Raw genomic sequence first — 24,153 nt, forward strand, 5'->3', positions numbered from 1 at the left:
TTGCTGACCGCGACCGTCGAATCGGCGGCCGAATCCATTGCCATCAGCTATAACCCGAGTACGGGCGGCGATCGTCGGGAGCTCAGCTATCGGGAGCTTGACGAATCCTCCTCGCAGCTGGCGCGGGAATTGATCTCGCGGGGCGTCGGACCCGGGGATGTGGTCGCGGTCGGGTTCGCCCGGTCGATCGAATCCGTGCTGGCGGTGTGGGCGATCGCCAAGACCGGTGCGGCCTATGTGCCGGTGGATCCGACGCTTCCGGCCGAGCGCGGCGCATTCATCGTCACCGACTCGCGAGCGGTACTGGGACTTACGCATTCGACGCATCGTTCGCAGCTTGATAGCGGAATCGAATGGATCGATCTCGACGAGCCGGAATTTCAGGCTGGGGTGGCGGCTCGGGCCACGCATCCGATCTCGTATGTCGATCGGGTGCGCACGCTGAGCGAGCAGCATCCGGCATACGTCATCTATACCTCCGGGTCCACTGGCCGCCCTAAGGGCGTTGTGGTGACCCATGCGGGTCTGGGGAACCTGGTCGCCACCACGCGGGAGCGGTATGCGGTGGACGGCAATGCGCGTGTGCTGCACGTGTGTTCGCCGAACTTCGACGTGTCCGTGCTCGAACTGCTACTGACATTCAGCTCCGGCGCGACGCTGGTCATCTCCCCCGCCACGGCGTTCGGCGGGTCCGAGCTTGCCGAGCTGCTGCGGCGTGAGCGGGTGACGCACATGCTCATTACCCCGGCGGCGCTGGAGACGGTGGATCCGGCCGGGCTGGACGCGCTGCGGGTGGTGGTCGTCGCGGGTGATGCGTTCGGGCCGGGGCTGGTCGAGCGGTGGGCGGACGGACGGTCGTTCTTCAATGCGTACGGCCCCACCGAGGCAACCATTCTCGCGACGAGCAGCACGGAATTGTCGTCCGGAGAGGCCATTACGATCGGGCCCGCTCTCGCGGGAATCGGTGCGGTGGTATTGGATTCGCGATTGCGGCCCGTGCCCGCCGATGTGATCGGCGAGCTGTATCTCTCCGGACCCGCACTGGCGCAAGGGTATCTGGGGCGGGCGGGCCTCACGGCGGAGCGATTCGTGGCCGGGCCATTCTGCGGGACACCCGGAGCGCGCATGTATCGCACCGGAGATCTGGTGCGCCGCTCGGCCGATGGGTCCATCGAGTATGTGGGTCGCTCGGACTTCCAGGTGAAGATCCGCGGGTTCCGGATCGAGCTCGGTGAGATCGATGCCGCGCTGACCCGGCATCACGATATCGAGTTCGCCGCCACGCTCGGGAAGGTCGCGCCCTCGGGGGCGACCATGTTGGTGTCGTATGTATTGCCGCGCAATGGGATAGCCATCGCGGATGGAGAGCTCGCGCGCTTCGCGGGAGCATCGCTGCCCGGACATATGGTGCCTTCGGCCATTGTCACGCTCGACGCGATTCCCTTGAACGCCAATGGAAAGCTCGATCGGCAGGCACTGCCCGAGCCGGTCTTCGAGAGCACGGTGTCGCGTGCGCCGGACGGGCCGGTGGAAACCCTGCTCGCCGAGCTGTTCACACAGGTACTCGGGGTGCCGGTCGGTGCGGAGGACTCGTTCTTCGCCGTGGGCGGCGACAGCATTCTGTCGATCCAGCTGGTGTCGCGGGCGCGGGCGGCGGGCATGGTGTTCACGCCCCGGGATGTGTTCGAGCATCGCACCGTTGCCGGGCTGGCCAGGGTCGCGGTGATCGGGACCGAGCCGGTGGCGACGCTCGCGGAGCTGCCCGGCGGTGGCGTCGGGGATGTGCCTTTGACTCCGGTGCTGGCCGCACATCTCGGCGGCGGGCGATCGTTCGGGCGGTTCACCCAGCAGATGGTGCTCGCGCTGCCTGAGCACATCGACCGGACTGGGCTGGTGACCACGCTCGCCGCGGTACTGGATCACCACGACATGTTGCGTGCGGAGCTGCGGTTCGCCGAGGGTGAGTGGCAGCTGCGCACCCTGCCGCCGGGTGCGGTGGATGTGGGTGGGCTGATCAGCCATGCCGATGCGCCCGCCGGTCTGGATATTGATGGCCTGAGCGACTTTGCCAGTGTGGCAATGGATTCCGCTCTGGACACCTTGGATCCGGCGGCCGCACGAATGGTCGCGTTCACCTGGCTGTCTCGACCGGACGGCCCGGATGTGCTGATCGTCGCGGCCAATCACTATGTGATCGACGGTGTTTCGTGGCGCATTCTGATTTCGGACTTGGTGGCTGCCTGGGCACAGCATGCCGGTGGGCATCGGATCACGCTGCCGGGTGTCGGCACGTCGTTCCGGCGCTGGGCACACGGTCAGATCGAGGCGGACCGCACCGAGGAGCGGCCCTTCTGGCGGCGGGTCCTGACCGTCGCCGATCCACTGCTGGGCGCACGTGCCCTCGACCCGACCCTCGACACTTCTTCGACAGTGCGGCATTTCAGCGTCACGGTGGCCGCCGAGGTCACCCATGCGGTGCTGACCGAGCTGCACAATCTGTATCGAGGTGGCGGCAATGACGGCCTGCTCGCGGCGCTGGCGCTGGCGGTGCGCGCATGGCGGCGGGATCGGGGCGTCGATGCCGTGGCGACCCGCATCCGACTCGAGGGACACGGTCGGGAAGAGCATGTCGTCGCCGGTGCCGACCTGAATCGCACCATCGGCTGGTTCACCACCATGTACCCGGTGGCGCTCGACCTGTCCGGCATCGATGCCGATGCTGCCTGGTTGGGTGGTGACGCGACTGGCGCGGTGCTCAAGGCCGTGAAGGAACAGCTGCTCGCGGTGCCGGACAATGGCATTGGCTTCGGCATGCTGCGGCACCTCGACACCGCGACCGCGGGCGAACTCGACGGGGCGCTCGGCCAGATCGGCTTCAACTATCTCGGCCGCATCTCCACGGGCGATGTGCCCGAGGCGCTCACGGACGGAAGCTGGCTGCCCACCAATGCCTGGGGTGAGCCCGGAGCCGCTCAGGATCCGGAGCTGCCCGCGGCGGCCGTGGTGGATATCAATGCGATCGTGACCGACACCGATTCCGGTGCACAGCTTTCCGCGTCGTTCGCCTATGCCTCCGAGATTCTCGACGAGCCCGCCGTGCGCGAGCTGGCCGAATACTGGGTGGCCGCGCTGACCATGCTCGCCGGGCATGTGCATGATCCGGCGGCCGGTGGACTCACACCGGCGGATGTCCCGCTGGTGCGGACGACTCAGGGCGAACTCGATCGCTGGCATCGGGAGTATCCGGGGCTGGCCGATGTTCTGCCGCTGTCACCACTGCAACTCGGATTACTGTTCCTCACACAGGTTTCCGAGGATTCGGACCCCTATCTTTTGCAGTGGGCAATGGAGTTGTCCGGTGTGATCGATCTGGATCGCTTGCGCCGGGCCGCGCAGGTGATGTTGGACCGGCACGCCATTCTGCGCACCGCATTCGGGGCCACGGCCGACGGCACTCCGGTGCAGATCGTGACCGAGAGCGTGGCCGTGCCGTGGCAGGTCATCGATACTCCGGATGCGGATGCCGGTGTACTGCTGGCCGCCGAACAATCCCGCGGATTCGATCTCGCGGTCGCACCGCTGCTGCGATTCACGGTGTACCGCACCGAATCCGGACGTACCCATCTGGTCTTGACCGCGCATCACCTGCTGCTCGACGGCTGGTCAATGCCGCTGCTCATGAAGGAACTCCTGGTTTCCTATGCGACAGGCGGTGATTCGTCGGTGCTGCCGCGCGTGCGGCCGTATCGCGACTATATTGCGTGGCTGACGCAGCGCGATCGCGAAGCCGCACTGGATAATTGGCGCGAGGCTCTGGCCGAGGTGACTCCCACCCGGGTGGCCGAGGCATTGGCCCCGCCCGCGTCGGCCGCCATTGGCCATGGGGTGTGTGCGGCCGTACTGTCGGAGTCCGAGACGGCGGCGCTGGTGGCATTCGCCTCGGCGACCGAGGTCACCGTCAATACCGTGGTCCAGGCGGCCTGGGGACTGGTGCTCGCGGCGTGCACCGGCCGTGACGATATCGTCTTCGGCGCTGTGGTTTCCGGGCGTCCGCCGCAGCTCGACGGTGTCGACGATATGGTCGGGCTGTTCGCGAACACCATTCCGGTCCGGGTTCGATTCGATGCCGACGCACCGGTGCGGATTCTTTTGAGTCGGCTTCAGTCCGAACAGGTTTCGCTGCTCGACTGCCATCACCTCGGACTGGCCGAGATTCAGCGCATTGCCGGTGCGGGCGAATTGTTCGACTCGCTGATGGCTTTCGAGTCCTACCCCGTCGACGCCGCGGGCTTGCGCGATGCCTACGGCACGATCGACGGCTTGGAGATCAATGATCTGCAAGCGGTCAACTTCACCCACTATCCGGTCGCGGTCGAGGTCGAGTTGGGTCCCCGGCTGCGGATTGCGGTGCAGCATCGGCGTGATCTGGTCGATGCGGCGACCGCGCAGGCCCTCGCGGATCGGCTGCGATCGCTTCTCGGCGAGCTCGTCGCCATGCCGGAACGCACTCCCGCCGAGCTCGATGAACTGGTCGATGCCCGCAATGACGTGATCGCGCAGACGCGGTACTGGCGAGGTGCGCTGGCGGGGGTGCCGGACGAGTTGAACCTGCCGGTGGATCGCCCCCGGGCTGCGGCCATTACCACCGAGGTCTTCGGCTTCGAGTTCGGTGCGGAGCTTCAGCAACGAGTGCGAGAGCTTGCACAGTCGCGGAACACCACTGTGTTCACCGTCGTGCACGCGGCATTCGCGGTGCTTCTTGCGCGACTATCGGGTACCGATGACATCGCGATCGGCGCGCCTGCTGCCCTCACGAACACCGTGGTTCTGCGCACTCACGTGCCGGGCGACGCCTCCTTCGAGGATCTCCTCGGGCAGGCGAATAACACTGCCCTCCAGGCATTCACACGTGCCGAGCTGCCCTTCGACGGGCTGGTCCAGCTACTCGATCCGATCCGGTCGGCCGCACATCATCCGCTGGTCCAGACGATGGTGTCGATCGGGAACCAGCCTCCCGCCGTACGCGATTCGTTGGACCTGTCCCTGCATGTTCAGCAGGATCGGGGCACGGGTGAATTCGCTTTCGCCTCAGAGCTGTTCGACCGGCGCACCGTGGAGGTCTTCGCCGAGCGTTTCCTCCGACTGCTGGCGGCAGCCGTGCAGCGACCGGATCAGTTGATCGGCGACCTGCCGCTGCTCGGCGACGACGAGCTGGCATTGCTGACTCATGTCGCCGGTGATCAGGTGATGGCCACCGGACTGCTGCCCGATCTGCTGACTCGCGGCGTGGAGCTCGGCCGTGATCGCGTCGCGGTGCGATACCGGGGTCGTTCGATCACGTTCGGCGAAATCGACGACCGCAGTTCGCGATTGGCGCGAGTGCTGATCGAGCACGGTATCGGCCCCGAGCATTTGGTCGCCGTCGCGCAGCCGCGCTCCTATGAGATGGTGCTGGCGGTGCTGGCCATTGCCAAGGCCGGTGGCGCGCACGTCCCGATCGACCCGGCGTACCCCGCCGAACGGATCCGGCAGATGCTGGCCGACTCCGGCGCGATGCTTGGCATCACCACCACCGAGTACGCCGATCGGCTGCCGGTCGGCCCGCAATGGCTGCTGCTCGACGACGCCGAGACAGATCGTCGCTGCGCCGCGCAGCCCGCGACACCCGTTACCGATGCGGATCGTCTTGCGCCACTGCGCATGCAGCACCCCGCGTACGTCATCTACACATCGGGTTCGACCGGAATCCCCAAGGGCGTCACCGTCACTCACAGCGGCCTGGGCGGCCTGCTCAATGAGGCCGTACGCCGCTACCGCCTGGAACCGCACCACCGATTCCTGCACATCTGCTCGCCGAACTTCGATCCGTCCGTCCTGGAATGGCTGTGCGCCTTGTCCGTCGGCGCGACCCTGGTTATCACGCCCGCCGAGATCGTGGGCGGCGTCGAACTCGGCGACCTCTTGCGCACCGAGGCCGTGACGCACGCGATCATCACGCCCGCCGTACTCGGCACCGTCGATCCGACCGGGCTGGACGCCTTCGAAATGGTGCAGGTCGGCGGTGATGTGACCACGCCCGAACTGCTGGCCCGCTGGCAGCCGGGCCGACGCTACCTCAATGGCTACGGGCCGACCGAGACCACGATTATCTCCTCGTACGCGGAACTGGCTCCCGGAGAGCGCATTACGGTCGGTGTTCCGGTGCACGGCATGTCCGCACTGGTCTTGGACGCCAGGCTGAACCCGGTGCCGCCGGGTGTCGCGGGTGAGCTGTATCTGGCGGGCGGCGGTCTGGCCCGGGGCTATGGCAATCGGGCCGGGCTCACCTCCGAGCGCTTCGTCGCCGATCCGTGGGGTGCGCCCGGTGCGCGGATGTACCGCACCGGCGATGTGGTGCGCTGGTATGCCGCGCCCGGCGAGCGGGACGGGAATGTCGCACTGCCGTCGATCTTTTGGCAGCTCGACTATGTGGGGCGCACCGACGCGCAGGTGAAGGTGCGTGGCTTCCGGGTGGAGCTCGGGGAGATCGACGCGGTGCTGGGCGGTCATCCGGAGGTCGGATTCGCGCTCACCATGGGGCGGACGCTGCCGTCCGGGGCGACGGCGCTGGTGTCGTATGTGCAAGCGGCGCAAGGCCGCAGCGTCGATGCCGCACGGCTCACCGCCCATGCGGCGGAGATTCTGCCAGCTCATATGGTGCCCGCGGCCATTGTCGTGATCGATGAGCTGCCGCTGACATCCAATGGCAAGCTCGATCGAAAGGCCTTGCCGGAACCGGTCTTCGCTACCTCGGCGTCCCGAGCGCCGCAGGGGCCGATCGAATCCCGGCTGGCTGGGCTGTTCGCCCAGGTGCTCGGTGTGCCCTCGGTCGGGGTGAACGATTCGTTCTTCGCGGTCGGCGGCGACAGCATTATGTCGATTCAGCTGGTGTCGCTGGCCAAGGCGGCGGGGATCGTGTTCACCGCGCGCGATGTGTTCGAACAGCGGACCGTGGCGGCATTGGCCCGGGTCTCGAGCGCGGGCGGGGCTGCCGCGCCGGTTGTGCTGGCGGAGCTGCCGGGCGGTGGTGTCGGTGAGATTCCGCTGACGCCGGTACTCGCCGAATTCCTCAGTGCCGGTTCATCGGATCGGTTCGCGCAGACCATGGTGTTGGGACTGCCGGAGGGCATCGACCGCGCCGGGCTGGTCGCGATTGTCGACGCGGTGCTGGATCGGCATGAGGTGTTGCGGTCGCGGGTATGGCAGGACGCGGGCCGGTGGCGGTTCGAGGCCGTGTCTCGCGATGCGGTCGAGGCGGAATCGCTGGTGGCCGAGATCGAGGTGGCTGCCGACCTCGACGGGGCGGAGCTTTCCCGAATCGGCAGTGCGGCAGTGGATTCCGCATTGGGTGCGCTGAGTCCCGCGAGTGGCCGGATGATCGCCTTCGCCTGGTTGCGCAGATCCGATGCGCGGGATGTGCTGGTCGTGGCGGCGCATCACTATGTGATCGACGGCGTTTCGTGGCGGATTGTGATCCCCGATCTTCTTCTGGCTTGGGCGCAGTACTCGGCGGGCGAGCGGATTGTCTTGCCGCCGGTCGGGACATCCTTCCGGCGGTGGGCGCACGGGCTGAGTGAAATCGCCGGTGCGCCTGCCCGTTCCGATGAGCTCGGGTATTGGCAGCGGACCATGGCCACACCCGATCCGCTGCTGGGCTCGCGAGCGCTCGATCCTGCTGTCGATACGCATTCGACCGTCCGATCGATCACCGTGCAGGTGCCGGTCGACGTCACCGAAGCCGTGCTGACCACGCTGCCCGCCCGCTATCGCAGTGGTGTGAATGATGGACTGCTCGCGGCTCTCGCACTGGCAGTGCGCGTCTGGCGGAAACGGCGTGGCATCGACGCGCCGGTGACCCGGGTCCGGTTGGAAAGCCATGGGCGCGAGGAAACCGTGCTGCCGGGCGCTGATCTGACGCGCACGCTGGGTTGGTTCACCAGCGTCCATCCCGTCGCGATCGATCTGTCCGCGATGGGCGCGAATACCGAACTCTCGAATGTCGCTGTCCTGGCGACCGTCGTGAAGTCGATCAAGGAGCAGCTGCTCGCGGTGCCCGACAAGGGCATCGGCTTCGGCCTGCTGCGGCATCTGGATCCGGCTTCGGCGGGCCTGCTCGCCGGGGATATCGGGCAGATCGGGTTCAACTATCTCGGGCGCACGGGTGTGCCCGCCGATCTGGCCGACCAGAGTTGGCTGCCGACTTCGGACCTGGGTGAGCTCGACTTCGAGTATGACCCGGCGCTGCCCGTCGGCACGGTGGTCGACATCAATGCGATCACCGCCGAGACGGCTGCGGGACCACGGTTGGAACTCAGCTTCGGCTATGCGAGCGAGATTCTCGATGAGGGCGCGGTTCGAGAATTGGCCGCCGATTACGAGGCCGCGCTCACAGCACTTGCCGAGCATGCACGAAATCCCCTGGCGGGCGGGCTGACTCCTTCCGATGTGCCACTGGTCCGGGTCTCCCAGGCCGAATTGGACCGGTGGCATCGCGGATATCCGGGGCTGTCGGATGTGCTGCCGCTGTCGCCGCTGCAGGACTCGCTGCGGGTGCTCATGGAGCTGCTGGACGAGTCAGTGGACGCGTACATCATCCAGTTGGCGGCGCAGTTGATCGGCGAGCTGGATACCGACCGGTTGCGACGTGCGGCTCGAACCATGCTGGATCGGCATGCGAACCTGCGGTCGGCCTTCGTGGCGGCCGCGGACGGCAGTTCGGTGCAGCTCGTCGTAGACGATGTCGAGGTGCCGCTGCGCATTGTCGAAGGGGTGTCCGAGGCCCAGCTGGCGGGGCTGATGGCCGCCGAGCAGCGCCGCGGATTCGATCCAGCGGTCGCGCCTTTGCTGCGCTTCACCGTGTTCGTCACCGAGTCGGGTAGCGCGGACGCACACAATCACCTCGTCCTGACCGGGCATCACATTCTGCTCGACGGCTGGTCCATGCCGCTCTTGCTGAAGGAACTCCTGGTTCTCTACGCGACCGGTGGCGATGACTCTCCGCTTCCGGCCGTCCGGCCCTACCGCGATTACCTGCAATGGCTTTCCCGGCAGGACCGCGATGCCGCGAGCGAGGCTTGGTCGGATGTTCTGACCGATGCCGAGCCGACCATGCTGGCCTCCGCACTGGCGTGGCCCGCCCCAACGGGTCATGGGTTCGGCCGCTGCGACTTCGAACTGTCCACCTCGGAAACGGCGGCGCTCACAAGCTACGCCGCGACCGCCGAGGTCACCGCCAATACGGTCATTCAGGCGGCATGGGGCCTGGTCATTGCCGGTAGCACCGGGCGGGACGATGTCGTGTTCGGTGCGACCATCTCCGGACGACCGGCACAACTTGACGGCATCGGCGAGATGATCGGCCTGTTCGTGGATGCCATCCCCGTGCGCGTGCGATTCGGCTCGGCTGGGCGGGACGCCTCGGTCCGAACCCTGGTGCACGATGTGCAGGCCGAGCAGGCGTCGCTGCTGGATCATCACCATCTGGGACTCGGTGCCATTCAGCGCATTGCCGGGCGCGGCGAGCTGTTCGACACCATGCTGGTGTTCGAGTCGTACCCGGTGGACGTCGAGGGACTGCGGCAGGCCGGTGGGGCCATCGATGGATTGCGGATCGACGGGCTGCGAGCCGACGACTTCACGCACTATCCGATCACCGTGCTGGTCTTCCTGAATTCCCGCACGCAGGTGCAGGTGAAGTACCGGCGGGACATGGTTTCCGAGGAGACCGCACAGGCCGTCGCCGATCGACTGCGGCGGGTGCTCGGCGAGCTCATTGCCGGACCGGATCGGAGTGCGGCCGAGGTCGCGCTGCTGCTCGATATCGAAGCCGATGATTCGATCACCAAGTCCCGGTACTGGCGTGATGCCTTGGCGGGACTGCCGGGTCGGCTGGAGCTGCCCAGGGACCGAGCGCATTGCGGCTTGGGGCCGGATGACCGTGGGCGAGTACGGTTCTCGGTGCTCGAGGAGGTAAACCTCGGGCTGCGACGACTTGCCGATGATGCGGGCGTGACGTGGACCGCGTTGGTGCGCACGGCATTCGCCGTCACGCTTGCCCGGCTCTCGGGTGCCGACGATATTGCGATCGGAACGCCCGCGCCGAGCGGTAGCCGGGCCGAACTGGTGTTGCGGAACCGGATCAACCTCGGTGCACGCTTCATCGATCTGCTGCCGGAGGCGCATCGGACCGAGCTACAGGGGTTCGCGCACGCCGGTATTCCGCTCGGCGACCTCGCGGAACTGCTGGGGGCGGCGGATCAGCATCCGCTGTTCCAGGTGGCGCTCTCGTTCCAGAGCCCTCCGGATGCGGTCGCGGATCTGGCGGTGTCGTTGTCCGACGGCGACACGGACGGAATGCATGGCGAAATATCGTTCGCTCGCGACCTTTTCGACTATGACGCGGCGTACGCCTTTGCCTCCCGGCTTGGCCGGGTCCTGACTGCGGTCGCGGACCGGCCCGAGACTCGCGCTGGCGAGCTACCGATACTTGCCTCGGGTGAATACGAGCGCCTGACCCGGATGGGTGGGGGCATTCCGCTTACCGTCGGGCTGCTGCCGGATCTATTGACCAAGGGAGTCGGCCTCGGCCGCAATCGGATCGCCGTGCGCGATGGCGGGCGGAGCTATACCTATGGTGAGCTCGACCAGCTCTCGTCCCGTTTGGCGCGAGTGCTGATCGATCGAGGTGTCGCGCCGGAAACGGTGGTGGCGCTGGCGATCCGGCGCTCCTACGAGATGGTGGTGGCCATCTGGGCCGTGGCGAAGGCCGGTGGCGCGTATCTGCCGGTCGATCCGGGCTATCCGGTGGACCGGGTTCGGTACATGCTGTCCGATTCGGCTGCGACAGTGGGTATTACCGTCGCCGCGCAGGTCGATGGCCTGCCGGGCGCGGTCGATTGGCTGGTGCTCGATGACCCCTCGACCCTCGCGAGCTGCGCCGCTCATGAACGAGGCCCGGTGACCGACACGGAACGTCGTGCGCCGCTGCGTCTCTCGCATCCCGCGTACGTGATCTACACGTCCGGGTCCACGGGTCTGCCCAAGGGTGTCACCGTCACCCATGCCGGTCTCGGCGGGCTCGTCAGCCATTCGGCGGACATGCTGCGGCTCGAGCCGGAATCCCGGATGCTGCATGTGTGTTCGCCGAGCTTCGACCAATCGCTCGAGGAGATCGCGACCGCTTGCTACAGCGGCGCGACCCTGGTGATCGCCGCCGCCGACATGGTCGGCGGCACCGAACTGCATGATCTGCTGCGCGCCGAGCGGGTGACGCACACGATCATCACCCCCGCACTGCTGGGCACCCTCGATCCGGATGGCCTGGACGATCTCGCGGTGGTTTCCGCGGGCGGTGAGGCGACCACGTCGGAGCTGCTGGCCACCTGGCAGCCCGGACGGCGTTTCATCAATGGCTATGGCCCGACCGAGGCGACCATCGGCGCGACGTACACGACTCTGCGTGCGGGGGAACGGGTGTCGATCGGCCGTCCGGTCCCCGGCGGGTGGGCGGCGGTGCTCGACGATCGACTGCAACCGGTCGCACCCGGTGTGGTGGGTGAGCTGTATCTGGGTGGACCCGCGCTCGCACGCGGCTACCACGGGCGTGCTCGTGCGACGGCCGAGCGGTTCGTCGCGAATCCGTGGGGGCCTCCGGGTGCCCGCATGTATCGGACCGGCGATCTGGTGCGGTGGGTCGGCGTACCGGCCGCCGGGCCGGTCGGCGGTGAGCTGGAGTGCATGGGCCGCACGGACTTCCAGGTGAAGATCCGTGGGTTCCGTATCGAGCTCGGTGAGATCGACGCCGCGCTGGCGACGCATCCCGAGGTCTGCCACGTGGTGACCATCGGCCGCGAAAACCCGAGCGGGGCCACGGTGCTGGTGTCGTATGTGGTGGGGCGGGCGCTCGACTCGGAAGAGTTGGTGCGGTGGGCGGCGCGCGTGCTGCCCGCGTACATGGTTCCCGCGTCGGTCGTGGTGCTCGACGCGCTGCCACTGACAGCCGTCGGCAAGCTCGACCGAAATGCCCTTCCCGCACCGGAATTCACGTGCCGTGTGCATCGGGAGCCGACGACTGCGGCCGAGCGGACCGTGGCGGGCATCTTCGCCGATGTGCTGGGCCTGGAGCGAATCGGAGCCGACGACAACTTCTTCGAGCTGGGCGGCAATTCCCTGCTCGCCACCCGGGTGACCGCTCGGCTGGGCATGGCGGTGGATGCCCAAGTGCCGGTGCGCATACTGTTCTCGGCACCCACGGTCGCGGGACTGGCTCGGGAGCTCGCGAAGCTCACCGGGGCACCGGCGCGTCCCACCCTGGTGGCGGGCGAACGGCCGGAACGGATTCCGCTGTCCCCGGCACAGCAGCGCATGTGGTTCCTCAATCGGTTCGATGCCGGTTCGGCCGCCTACAACATCCCCATCGCGATTCGCCTACGCTCCGCCGACCCGCGCTCGGGCGCGCTGGATGTCGAGGCAATGCGAGCGGCCTTCACCGATCTCATTGCGCGGCACGAGATTCTGCGCACGGTCTACCCACAGCTCGAAACCGGTCCGGTGCAGGTCGTCCTGCCGCTCTCCGATGCCGCTGTGCCGCGGCTCGAGGTGCGCGCCATCGCCGCCACCGAGGTGGAATCGGCGGTCGCGACGCTCGCCTCGACCAGCTTCGATGTCACGGCCGAGGTGCCGCTGCGGGCCGCGCTATGGCAGGTCGGCGAGGGCGATTTCATCCTGGCCATGGTCGTCCATCACATCAGTGGCGACGGCTATTCCGTAGGCCCGCTCACGCGAGATCTGGTGTCGGCGTACGCCGCTCGCATCGGCGGCCATGCACCACAGTGGACTCCGTTGCCCGTGCAGTACGCGGATTACGCGCTGTGGCAGCGCGCCCTGCTCGGCAGCGAGAACGAGCCCGGGTCCATGGCGTCCGAGCAGATCGCCTACTGGCAGCGCGAGCTCGCCGAGCTTCCGGATCAGCTGGAGCTGCCGCGTGATCGGCCGCGTCCGGCCGTGCAGTCCTTCACGGGCGGACGCGTGGAACTGCATATCGAGGCGGCCACTCACGCCGCGCTCACGGATCTGGCCCGGGCGCAGGGTGCGACGCTGTTCATGGTGGTGCACACCGCATTCGCCGTGCTGCTGGCTCGACTGTCCGGCACGGACGATATCGCCGTCGGCACACCGATAGCGGGTCGTGGAGCGGCGGAGCTGGACGATCTCATCGGCATGTTCGTGAATACCCTGGTGTTCCGTACCCGGGTCGACGCGGGTGCCCAGTTCACCGAATTGCTTGCCCGGCAGCGGGAAACCGATGTCCAAGCCTTCGCGCACGCGGACGTCCCCTTCGAGCGACTCGTCGAGGTCCTTAATCCGGTGCGCTCGACCGCACGACATCCGCTGTTCCAGGTCGGCCTGTCGTTCCAGAATCTGGCCCCGGTCAGCATGGAGCTACCGGGTTTGACGGTGACCGGGTTGACGACCGATCGGCAGCTGTCGCAGTTCGACCTGCACCTGATCATGGCCGACGCCTACGACGCGCAGGGTGCGCCCTCGGGCATCGGCGGGGTTCTCACGTATGCCGCAGACCTGTTCGACGAGTCGACGGTTCAGGGGTTCGCGGACCGGTTCCTGCGGGTGCTCGACGCGGTGGTCGCGAATCCGCGAGTGCCGGTCGGGGCGATCGACCTGCTGACTGTGGAGGAGAATTCCCGAATCCTGCTGGGGTGGAACGACACTGCTCATTCGCTGCCTTCCTGCTCGACCTTGGTAGACCTACTCGACGCGAGTGTCGCGGCCGCCCCCGAGGCAGTGGCTCTCGTGGCCGCGGACGGCAGTCGATTCACGTATGCGGAAGTGGACGCACAGGTCAATCGGCTCGCACGATTCCTGATCTCGCTCGGTGTCGGACCGGAATCGCGAGTGGCGCTGGCCATCCGGCGTTCGGTGGATCTGGTCATCGCGATGTACGCGGTCAGCAAGACCGGCGGCGCTTACGTGCCGGTCGATCCGGATCAGCCGGAGCGGCGTTCCGACTACGTTCTGAAGACGACGGCACCGGTCTGCATCTTGACCGATACCGATACTGATTTCACCACTTCCATTGCGGCCGTGGTGCATACAGATCAGCTGGACCTGTCCGCGTTCAGCCCCACCCCGGTCACCGACAAGGACCGCCACGCACCACTGCGCGCCGACCATGCTGCCTACGTCATCTTCACCTCGGGTTCCACCGGTCACCCGAAAGGCGTGACGGTCTCACACGACGCAATCGTGAATCAATTGCTCTGGAAGACAGCCGAATTCGGCCTATCTGCCGATGATGCCGTGCTGTTGAAAACCGCCGCGACCTTCGACCTGTCGGTCTGGGAGTTCTGGTCCGCCGCCGCCTGCGGCGGCCGTCTGGTCATCGCCGCCCCTGATGGTCATCGCGACCCGGTCTACCTGAACGCATTGATGGCCCGCGAGGCCGTAACCACCCTGCACGCGGTCCCTTCCATGCTCGATGCCCTGCTGACCGGCGACCTCCCGGAATCGCTCCGCCGAGTCCTGGCCATCGGCGAAACCCTCCCCGCCGCCCTGGCCCGCCGTTTCACGGCGGCCGCACCGGAGGCGACCCTGTTCAACCTGTACGGCCCCACCGAGGCAGCGGTGTCGATAACCAGCCATCGGGTCGCCGAGATCACCGGTTCCTCCATCCCCATCGGCACACCGGAATGGAACAGCCAGGTCTACGTCCTGGATTCGCGCCTGCGCCCGGTGCCGTCCGGCGTCCCCGGCGAGCTCTACCTGGCCGGTGCTCAACTGGCCCGCGGCTACTTCGACCGTCCCGGCCTGACCGCCGCCAGCTTCGTAGCCAACCCGTTCCACCAGTCCACCCGCATGTACCGCACCGGCGACATCGTCGCCTGGAACGCAGACGGCACCCTCGACTACCGGGGCCGCACCGACTTCCAGGTCAAGGTCCGCGGCTTCCGCATCGAACTCGAGGAAATCGACGCGGTGCTGGCCGCCCATCCCGACGTGGATTTCGCGGTGACCGTCGGCCGGGAGACCCCCACCGGCGCAACAGTTCTGGTGTCCTACGTACTCCCCGCCCCGGCCCGCACACTCGACCCCGAGCCCCTGATCAGCTGGATCGCGAAGACCCTGCCGTCCCACATGGTCCCCGCGAAGGTCGTCCTCCTCGACGCCGTCCCCCTGACCCCGGTGGGCAAACTCGACCGCGCGGCCCTGCCCGCACCGGAACTCACCACCCGCACCTACCGCGCCCCCGCAACCCGCCTCGAATCCACGATCTGCGAAGTCTTCGCCACCGTCCTGCGAGTGGACCGAATCGGCTTGGACGACAACTTCTTCGAACTGGGCGGCAATTCCCTCCTCGCGACCAAGCTGGTCGCGAACCTGAGCGATGCACTCGCCCAACCGATCCCCGTCCTGTGGGTTTTCACCTCCCCCACCCCCGCAGCCATCATCACCCAGCTACACACCCCCGAAACCCTCACCCCCGAAGCAGCATTCGACATCCTGCTTCCTTTGCGCCCCCACACGACCACCACCGCCGCCCCACTCTTCTGCATCCACCCCCTCGGCGGCATCGCGTGGTCCTTCGCGGGTCTGGCCGCCCACCTCCCGTCCGACCACCCCCTCTACGGCCTCCAATCCCCCGCCCTGACCCCCGGCACACCCCTCCCCGATTCCATCGAAGACTGGGCCCGCCTCTACGTAAACCACATCCGCACAGTCCAACCCGAAGGCCCCTACCACCTCCTGGGCTGGTCCCTCGGCGGCGTCCTGGCCCACGCCATGGCCGTCCAACTCCAGGCAGAGGGCCATCAGATAGCCCTCCTGGCGATGCTCGACAGCCGCCTATCCACCGCGTCCCCCACCGGACCACCCAACGCGACGCCACCCACCCTGTCCGACCTCCTCGGCGGCCTACTGACCGATCAACCGATCACCCTCGACAACCCCACCGAACTGGCCCACCACCTATCCGCTCTCCCGGAACCCTTCGCCTCCTTCGGCCCCGACCGAATCGAACGAGTCATCACGTCCGCCCTCGATTCCGCATCCCTCGCCGCCACCTACCACCCCCGCGCCTACACCGGTGATCTCACCTATTTCACAGCAGCCCTGGACGATCCGACGGAATCCGTCAACGCTCAAACCTGGGCAGCGGCGATCACCGGCTCAATCCACAACCACCCCATCCAGGCCACCCACTGGGCCATGACCTCAGCCCCCGCCCTCCGTCGCATCGCCGAGGCCCTGATCTCCGGTTCCGCCGCACCCCAACTGGGCGGATGCTAGAAACAGGTACGCGTGTCAGCCGAAAGGTATTGCGGGGGTGCAACTACAACCGGGAACAATATTCGCCGGCTTCACGATCGAGCGGCGGCTCGGCGTCGGCGGGATGGGTGTCGTCTATCTGGCCCGGCATCCGAGGCTGAACCGCCTGGTGGCATTGAAGGTGCTCAGTGACACCAAGGTCGGCGACGCGGCCGTTCGCACTCTCTTCGATCGGGAAGTCGATCTGGTGGCGCGCCTCGAACACCCGAATATCATCCCCGTTTACGACCGCGGCAGCACCGAGGACGGCACCCTGTGGCTGTCGATGAGGTACATAGTCGGCGGCGATATTGCAGCGCTGCTCACCCGTGAGCACAGCGTGCCCTCCACTCGTGCCGTCGGCCTGATCGCCGGTGCCGCAGCGGGTCTCGATCACGCGCATCGGAACGGCGTGATCCACCGTGATGTCAAACCGGCGAATCTGCTGCTCGATATCGATGGCGTACAGGAACGGGCGGTCGTGGCCGATTTCGGTATCGCCCGCACCTTGGACGCCACGATGACCGCCTCCGGCCTGATGGCCAGCCTCGCCTACACCGCCCCCGAGCGATTCCGATCCGAACCGGCCGACCACCGCGCCGACATCTACTCCCTCGGCTGCACCTTCTTCGAACTCCTCACCGGCCGACAGCCCTTCCCCGGCCGAGATCAAGCCGCGGTCATCGCCGCACATCTGCTCGACCCGCCGCCCCGCCCCAGCCAACTCCACCCCGGCCTCCCTCCAGGCCTCGACTACGTAATAGCCACCGCAATGGCCAAACAACCCGGCGACCGCTACCCCAGCTGCACCGAATTCGCCACCGAAGCCCGCCGAGTCCTGGCCGCCGCATACGCCACAACCATTGCCCCCCACATGATGCCGACCCGGCTCCCGGACAGCGACCGGCGACTGATCACACCCGAACCTGCAACGCGCCCGCCATCGCCCACCCCACGGTCGGTCCGATGGGCCCTCGCCGCCGCAGTCCTAGCGCTCACCACGGCCGTGGCAGCCGCGGCATTCGTCTTCGCCCGCGGCAATGGCAATCCACTCACGTCAGCCACCACCTCCACCCAGGCCACGACATCCAGCACCACTCTCCCGGCGCAATCGGTGAATCCGCCGCAGGTCATCGCCCAGTGCGATGCCGCCGCCGAAATTCGCCCAGACCACATCACATCCATGAACTGCGGCACAAACGCGAGCACCTACATAGACGCCCTCACCTGGACCCGTTGGGACGCAACCAAAGCCGAAGGCACCGGCACCGAACACCTGAACAGCTGCAAGCCCACCTGCTCAGCAGGCAACTACAACCTCTACCCCGTAACAGTCACCCTCGACGCGGTAATCCCCTTCAGCAACCACTACTCCCGCATAACAATCACCGGCGCCAACCCCTACTCCGGAGACCTCCCCACCTAACGCTCGTCCCTCATCTCAGCGGGGGCTGAGGAAGAGGGTTTGGGTGCTTCGACCCAGGGGGCCTTTCTCGTCGAAGAGGCGGGATTCGGCCAGCCCTATGCCGGTGCGGTCGGGGTAGGTGGTGGCGTCCAGGCACACCCATTCGCCCGCCGGTTCGCGATGGAGGGTGACCGTCAGGTCGGTATTGATGAAAAGGTATTGATCCCAGTCCAATACGGAGCTCACGCCGTTTCCCGAGTCGGCGGCCGCCAGGGTCCGCTCTAGGGGGCTAGGGCTGGTGCCCGCGACTATGGGGTAGCGCAGCCGGATCCAGCAGACGGCGGGCCCGGCCTCATCGAAAGTGCCTTTTATGAAGCGGTATTCGATGCCGGTGTGGAAGCCGATGGATTGAGTGGACGGAAATGGCTCGGATCTGGCAGATTCGGGGCCGGGGTGGATGCCAACCGGCAGTACCTCCCGCGGAATCTCCAACTCCGGGTCAGCCTGCCGCAGCCGCCAAGCATTGGCCTTCAGCACCGGCCCCTGATCGGTACTCAACGTGGCCTCGATCAACTCAACACTGCGCCCAGGCCGACTAACCCATGCCGCAGCAGTCAAGGGAGCAATCGGAATCGGCCCAAGAATCTCCACCGAAACCCGCCCCACCCGAAACCCTTCCCGCGGCTCACACCGCTCGATCACATGCCCCAACAAAGCCGAAGGCGGCCCAGCATGCTGAGCATCAGGAGACCAAGGCCCCCTGGTCAACTCAGTCGAATGAAACCGATTCGGGTCCCCGGAGTCCGGCACATAGAAGGCTTCCATAGTGCCCCCGAGCCTACTCAGCCCGCGATCACCGGGCCCAGTACATTCCACTCGTGACGGTATGGGCGGGGTCGGGCAGGTGACCAATCTGCTCGGGATGGTCGCGAAGCTTGCGCCGGTGGTGTTCTTGTTCGCGGCGGGAGTAGTGTTCGCGCGCCGCCGGATCATCGACGCGAGCGTGTCGAGGGCCTTCTCCGAGTTCGCCTTCCGGTTTGCCATCCCCGCTTACCTAGCGGGCAGCCTTTATACCGCGGACTTGCAAAGCATCTTCAACCTTCCCGCGCTCGCGGCGTATACGACCACAGCGGTCGTCACGGCGGGCGCGGTCGCGTGCGTCGGGAGATGGCGCGGCGGCGGGCCACGGGAAATCGCGCTGCGGATCATGGCCGCCTGCCAGGTCAACACGGCGTATGTCGCACTACCGGTCTTTGCCTTGCTGTTCAACGACGTGTCACCGATCTTTCCGGTGATCCTTCTTCAGGTTTGCGTGCTGACGACTGTGGTTATCGCTGTCATGGAATACACGCCGAGCGATCCGACCGACCTCGATATTCCTGTTGGGGGCGGGATACGCCGTGGCTTGATCGTGGCATTGACGACGCCATTGGTGCTCGCATGCTGGGCGGGCATCGCCGCCAATATCGCGAAGGTGAGAGTCCCGCAATCGATTCTGAATTGTCTGACAATGGCGGGTGCCGCGGCCTCTCCGGTCGCGTTGTTCGCGCTCGGTCTGCATCTGGGCGGTACTGGACTTCGGCTGCGCAGCGCCGATCGCGACGAATATTGGCTGATCGGGTTCAAGTGTGTGGGCTTCCCCCTATTGGCATTGAGCATCGCGCACTGGGGGTTCCGTATTGGTGGTCCGTGGCTGGCCTACATCGTGATGATCGCGGCCATGCCCAGCCCTCAAAACCTGTTCATCTTCGCGCAAACCTATGACACGGATGTCGATCTGGCCGCCTCGGTGGTCGTGAAGACCACGGTGCTCGCGCTGGTGCTGTTGCCGATTTGGGCGGTCGTGATCACACGAACCTAGACGACAAGAACCGCCCCGGCCTTTGGCCGGGGCGGTTCTTGGTGGCATTGGCCGACAATCAGCACTTGGACTTGTAGAAGAATTGCTCGTTGGTGGACATGTTTTCTTGGGTTAGGGCGATCATGTCGGTTTGGATTTTGCGGGTTACCGGCTTGCCTTCGAGGGCGGCGGCGGCTTGGTCTACGCCCTGTTTGCCTATGTCGCCGGGGTTTTGGGTGATCAGGGCTTGGACTGTGCCGTCTTTCAGGTCTTGGACTTGTTTGGGGCTGGCGTCGAAGCCGACTACTTTGACCTGGCCTAGTTTGCCTGCGTTGCGGAGGCCGGTGGCTGCGCCTTCGGCGGAGCTCAGGTTGGTGGCGAAGATGCCTGCGAGGTCGGGGTGGGCGGCGAGGGTCGCCGTAACTATGGAGGCGGCTTGGGCGGCCTCGTTGTTGTTGTACTGCACGCCTAGTGGGGTCATGCCGGGGTATTTGGACTTCAGTTCGGCCTCGAAGCCTTGGGCGCGCTGATCGGTGGTGGATGTGCCGGCCTTGGTGTTGATCACCAGGACGGGGCCCTTCTCGCCTACCAGCTTCGCAAGGGTTTGGGCGGCCAGCTGGCCGCCCTTCACATTGTCGGAGGCGATCGAGGACAGGGCGATCGAGGTGTCTTCCAGCGCGGTGTCGACCTCGATCACCTTGATTCCGGCGTCCTTGGCTTGCTTGATCGGGCTGGCCATGGCTTGCGCGTGGGTGGGGGCGATGAGGATCGCGCCGGGCTTGTTGGCGATCACGCCGGTGAGGACGGGGGTTTGTAGCGAGGCGTCGAATTGGGTGGGGGCCTGGGTATCCAGGGTGTAGCCCAGCTGTTTGGCCTCGGCTTGTGCGCCGCACTGCATGGAGATGTAGAACGGTTCATTGGCGACACCGGGGATGAGGACCAGGTTCTTCGGGTGGGTGTCACCCGAATTGTTCACCGAGCCACCGCAACCCGCCACCAGCCCCGCCACAGTCAGCACCACACCGGCCAGCACGGCCGCTCGCGGCACGGTAATATACAACGGCCTCATCATCACGCTCTCACCTTCGAAATGCGTTGGGTTATTTCCGTTCTCGCGACCTGCGCCGAATCTGGTCGAACCACACGGCCGCCACGAGCACGACACTCACCGCGATCGGCTGCCAGAACACCGGCACCCCCGCGATGACAAAGCCCTTGCGCAGCACCGACGGGATGAACACCCCGATCACAGTGCCCAGCACCGACCCGACCCCGCCGAACAGGCTGGTGCCGCCGATCACAACACCGGCAATGGCATCGAGATTGTCGGTGCTATGGCCGCCGATGGTAGTGGTGCCGAAATACGCTAAATTCATGAAACCCGCCAGGCCCGAACATAATCCGGCCATCAGGTAGACCAGGATCAGATGCCGGGTGACACCGATACCGGAGCGTCGGGCCGCCTCGGCACTGGAGCCGATCGCATAGGCGTATCGGCCGAAGCGGGTGGTGTGCAGCAGCCACGCGCCGAACAGCGTGACCGCCGCGGCCACCAACACCAGGTTCGGGATGCCGCCCAGCATGGTGCCGAAACCCAGTGAGTTGCGCAGCTTTTCGGGGACCGTGCGGGTGTCCACACCGCCGGTGATCAGCTGGGCAGCACCCAACGCCGCGCCGAAGGAGCCGAGGGTGACGATCAGCGGCGGAATCTTGGCCTTGGCCACCAGGAATCCATTGATGAGGCCCCAAAGTGCCCCGCCCGCAATGGACATGGCCAGGCCGAGAAGGATGATGCCCCACCCCGCATGGGTGGCGTCTTCGCCGGGACTGAGCCACTCCATGGTCTTGGAGGCCAGCACTCCGGAGAAGATCAACACCATGCCGACCGACAGATCGATGCCCGCGGTGACGATCACGAACGTCATCCCGATCGACAGAACCAGCAGCACCGAAGTCTCGATCAGCAAGGTCTGCAGGGTGAATCGGGTCGGAAACGCATCCGGGCGCGCAATGCTGAACGACGCGTACAGCACCACCAGCACGATCCCGATCCACAGCGTGCTGACCCCCGCCAGTCGCTGCCACCAGGTGTGCGGCGGCAGCTCGAGCACGGTGTCGGTCTCGGCGCTCATGCCGCATCCTCGGTATTCAGTGCCCCGGTCATGGCCCCGACCAGTTGCTCGAGCGTGGCATCGGCGGCCGTGAAGCGAGCCACCCGCCGACCCAGCCGCAGTACCTCTATGCGATCGGCGACGGCCATGACCTCGGGCATATTGTGGCTGATCAGCACCACCGAAATCCCTTGATCTCGCACGCGGCGAACCACATCGAGCACCCGCTCACGCTGGACCACGCCGAGCGCGGCGGTCGGCTCATCCATGAACACCACCTTGCTCGCCCACATCACCGCGCGCGCAACGGCAACGGTCTGCCGTTGTCCGCCCGACAGCGATCCGATCGACACATCCGCGCGGGGCAGCACCACGCCCAATCGTTGAAAGTGTTCGGCCGCTTGGGTTCTCATAGCCTTACGATCGAGCATCCCAAGCCGCCCCGGCAGTCCGCGCCGGAACAGCTCGCGCCCGAGAAACAGATTCGCGGCCGGATCAAGATCGGGCGCGACGGCCAGATCCTGGTACACCGTCTCCACTCCGAGCCGCCGAGCCGCGGTCGGCGTGCCCATTCGAACCGGCGCGCCATCCAAGAGGATTCGCCCGCCATCGGGTTGTTCGGCCCCCGAAAGGCATTTCACCAGAGTCGATTTCCCCGCGCCATTGTCCCCGATCAATGCCACGACTTCCCCGGCGAATACCTGAAAGTTGGCCCCACGCAAGGCTTCCACGCCGCCATACCGCTTGCTGAGCCCCTCGGCTTCGAGCACAACGGTAGGCATTGACGATCACCTCGATCAGATCGACTGAACGGACGTCCGGTCCGCTTGCCGATCGTACGTTCGCTCCCCCTGTGCCGGAGACGATATGGCGAAAGATCGTCGTAAGGCCTTTGCAAGGTCGCGCCGCACAATCGAGAAGTATGAGAAACCGCAGACTCGCATTCAATATGTCACTCGCGGCCGGGCTCTTCATCGGACTTCCGGCCGCCACGGCACAGGCCGCGGAATCGGTGACATTCCAGGCCCCCTCAGGAAACATCGCATGCGTGATTGCCTCGGACGGCTCCGGAGCCGGACTCGTCCGATGCGATATCGGCACGTTCACCTATGTGCCCACGGCAGCTCCCGCCGACTGCCATGTCAAATACGGTCACACCCTCGAAATCAGCCGAACCGACGGAGTGGGCTTCAGCTGCGCCCATGACACCATGATCGGAAGCAGCTACTCGGTGCTCAACTACGGGCAGACCATCCGCAATGGCAGCATCGAATGCTCCAGCGACGTCAGCGGCATCACCTGCACGGACACCAGCACCCGGCACTACTTCTACGTCTCCCGCCAGGATTACCGAATGGGCTAGGGCCGCAATGCGGCCGGGAGGGATTCGGGTAGGCCGAAGGCGGGTAGGACGACGGGTTCGAACACGGTCAGTGCGCTGATTCTGTCGTCGGTCAGAGTGAGGACGAACAGGCCGGATCCATGGATGCCTGTCGGGGTGTGTCGATAGCCTCCCAATGCAGGCTGACCATTGGCTCGGGTTCGCACCAGCGCGTATCTTTGGGACGCGCCGAAGATGAGTGAGAAGAAACGGGCCACAATGTCTCGCCCCTGGTATTCCAGAGGCATCGGTGGCATCGACATGAAGACGTCATCGGTCAGCAGAGCCACCAGCGCATCGATATCGGCCGATTCATAGGCGCTGACGAACCTCGCCACGATCGCGTCCTCGGCGCGGGAATCTCCGGCAGGCGACTGTTCCCGGGTAGTAGGCAAGCGCTGCATGCCCGCTCGCGCACGTTTGAGGGCACTCTTGACCGATTCGACGGTCGTATCCAGCATGTCGGCCACTTCGTTCGCGCGGAACCCGAGCACGTCGCGCAGGATGAGAATGGCGAGCTGACGAGGCGGCAAGATCTGCAGGGCGGTCACAAACGCCAGCGAGATGGATTCGGTTTGTTCATAGCGCGCTTCCGGCCCGAGCGGCACACTCATCGCACCATCCAGCAGGGCATCGGGATAGGGCTCAAGCCAAGGGATTTCGCCGAGACGAGTGGGTTCGGGTGGTTCGATCCCCGGAATATCCCACTGCTTGGCGGGGCGTCGGCGGGCCGAGCGCAGCGCGTCGAGGCACCGGTTGGTGGCAATGCGATAGAGCCAGGTGCGCATCGAGGCGCGCCCGTCGAATTGTTCGAGACCTCGCCACGCGGCGAGCATCGTGTCCTGGAGAGCGTCCTCGGCATCCTGAAAGGATCCGAGCATCCGGTAGCAGTGCACCTGTAGCTCGCGGCGATGTGGCTCGGTCAGCGCTCGGAACGCCTCGCCGTCCCCGGCTCGCGCCCTCGACAATAGGTCTGCCCGCTCCGACTCCACGCTCGCCACCTCATTCCTCGTGTGCAGTTCCATCCTGTATGGACGCCGGGCAAGGCGCGAAGGGG

At 66.0% G+C, this 24,153-nt stretch carries 9 protein-coding genes; 4 read left to right on the forward strand and 5 right to left on the reverse strand.

Translation table 11 applies throughout. The annotated features are described in order from the left end of the window. Both AB0N05_RS34695 and AB0N05_RS34700 read left to right on the forward strand, forming a co-directional pair. Entirely contained in the window at positions 1 to 16,341 is a 16,341-nt protein-coding gene (locus AB0N05_RS34695) for an amino acid adenylation domain-containing protein (RefSeq protein ID WP_364702047.1), read from the forward strand. Between the two features lie 37 nt (positions 16,342 to 16,378). Further along, on the forward strand, positions 16,379 to 17,785 hold the full coding sequence (locus AB0N05_RS34700; RefSeq protein WP_364702050.1) for a serine/threonine-protein kinase: 1,407 nt from the start codon (positions 16,379 to 16,381) through the stop codon (positions 17,783 to 17,785). Between the two features lie 15 nt (positions 17,786 to 17,800). Here AB0N05_RS34700 and AB0N05_RS34705 read toward each other — a convergent pair whose 3' ends face one another. Next, complete coding sequence (locus AB0N05_RS34705) at positions 17,801 to 18,757, reverse strand: thioesterase family protein (RefSeq protein ID WP_364702053.1); 957 nt, start codon at positions 18,755 to 18,757, stop codon at positions 17,801 to 17,803. On the opposite strand from AB0N05_RS34705, the gene AB0N05_RS34710 reads away from it, so the two are divergent. Next, positions 18,669 to 19,625 carry an AEC family transporter gene (locus AB0N05_RS34710; protein ID WP_364702056.1) on the forward strand — a complete coding sequence of 319 codons (957 nt, stop codon included), beginning with the start codon at positions 18,669 to 18,671 and terminating at the stop codon, positions 19,623 to 19,625. The two genes, AB0N05_RS34705 and AB0N05_RS34710, sit on opposite strands and share 89 nt — an antisense overlap. A 58-nt stretch (positions 19,626 to 19,683) precedes the next feature. On the opposite strand, the gene AB0N05_RS34715 is transcribed toward AB0N05_RS34710, so the two are convergent. The 3 genes from AB0N05_RS34715 to AB0N05_RS34725 are packed head-to-tail and all read right to left on the reverse strand — an operon-like array spanning position 19,684 to position 22,497. Beyond that, positions 19,684 to 20,676 (reverse strand): ABC transporter substrate-binding protein, encoded by a 993-nt coding sequence (locus tag AB0N05_RS34715; protein WP_364702059.1) that lies wholly within the window; start codon positions 20,674 to 20,676, stop codon positions 19,684 to 19,686. Between the two features lie 28 nt (positions 20,677 to 20,704). Continuing rightward, entirely contained in the window at positions 20,705 to 21,736 is a 1,032-nt protein-coding gene (locus AB0N05_RS34720; protein ID WP_364702061.1) for an ABC transporter permease, read from the reverse strand. Continuing rightward, positions 21,733 to 22,497, reverse strand: coding sequence for an ATP-binding cassette domain-containing protein (locus AB0N05_RS34725; protein ID WP_364702065.1), 765 nt, complete (start codon positions 22,495 to 22,497; stop codon positions 21,733 to 21,735). Before AB0N05_RS34725 ends, AB0N05_RS34720 begins: the two co-directional genes overlap by 4 nt. 140 nt (positions 22,498 to 22,637) lie before the next feature. Here AB0N05_RS34725 and AB0N05_RS34730 point away from each other — a divergent pair, with 140 nt between their 5' ends. Further along, positions 22,638 to 23,078: a DUF6636 domain-containing protein gene (locus AB0N05_RS34730; protein ID WP_364702068.1), complete on the forward strand. Its 441-nt coding sequence runs from the start codon at positions 22,638 to 22,640 to the stop codon at positions 23,076 to 23,078. On the opposite strand, the gene AB0N05_RS34735 is transcribed toward AB0N05_RS34730, so the two are convergent. Beyond that, positions 23,075 to 24,121 carry a sigma-70 family RNA polymerase sigma factor gene (locus tag AB0N05_RS34735; protein WP_364702071.1) on the reverse strand — a complete coding sequence of 349 codons (1,047 nt, stop codon included), beginning with the start codon at positions 24,119 to 24,121 and terminating at the stop codon, positions 23,075 to 23,077. The genes AB0N05_RS34730 and AB0N05_RS34735 overlap by 4 nt on opposite strands. Between the last annotated feature and the right edge of the window lie 32 nt (positions 24,122 to 24,153).

This window comes from Nocardia sp. NPDC051030 (assembly GCF_040683015.1).
Lineage (GTDB): Bacteria > Actinomycetota > Actinomycetes > Mycobacteriales > Mycobacteriaceae > Nocardia.

What these genes read in the sequence shown, in the direction of transcription:
- AB0N05_RS34705 (WP_364702053.1), bottom strand. Translation starts at nt 18,757, where the DNA reads ATGATCCGGCGGCGCGCGAACACTACTCCCGCCGCGAACAAGAACACC.
- AB0N05_RS34715 (WP_364702059.1), bottom strand. Translation starts at nt 20,676, where the DNA reads ATGATGAGGCCGTTGTATATTACCGTGCCGCGAGCGGCCGTGCTGGCC.
- AB0N05_RS34720 (WP_364702061.1), bottom strand. Translation starts at nt 21,736, where the DNA reads ATGAGCGCCGAGACCGACACCGTGCTCGAGCTGCCGCCGCACACCTGG.
- AB0N05_RS34725 (WP_364702065.1), bottom strand. Translation starts at nt 22,497, where the DNA reads ATGCCTACCGTTGTGCTCGAAGCCGAGGGGCTCAGCAAGCGGTATGGC.
- AB0N05_RS34730 (WP_364702068.1), top strand. Translation starts at nt 22,638, where the DNA reads ATGAGAAACCGCAGACTCGCATTCAATATGTCACTCGCGGCCGGGCTC.
- AB0N05_RS34735 (WP_364702071.1), bottom strand. Translation starts at nt 24,121, where the DNA reads ATGGAACTGCACACGAGGAATGAGGTGGCGAGCGTGGAGTCGGAGCGG.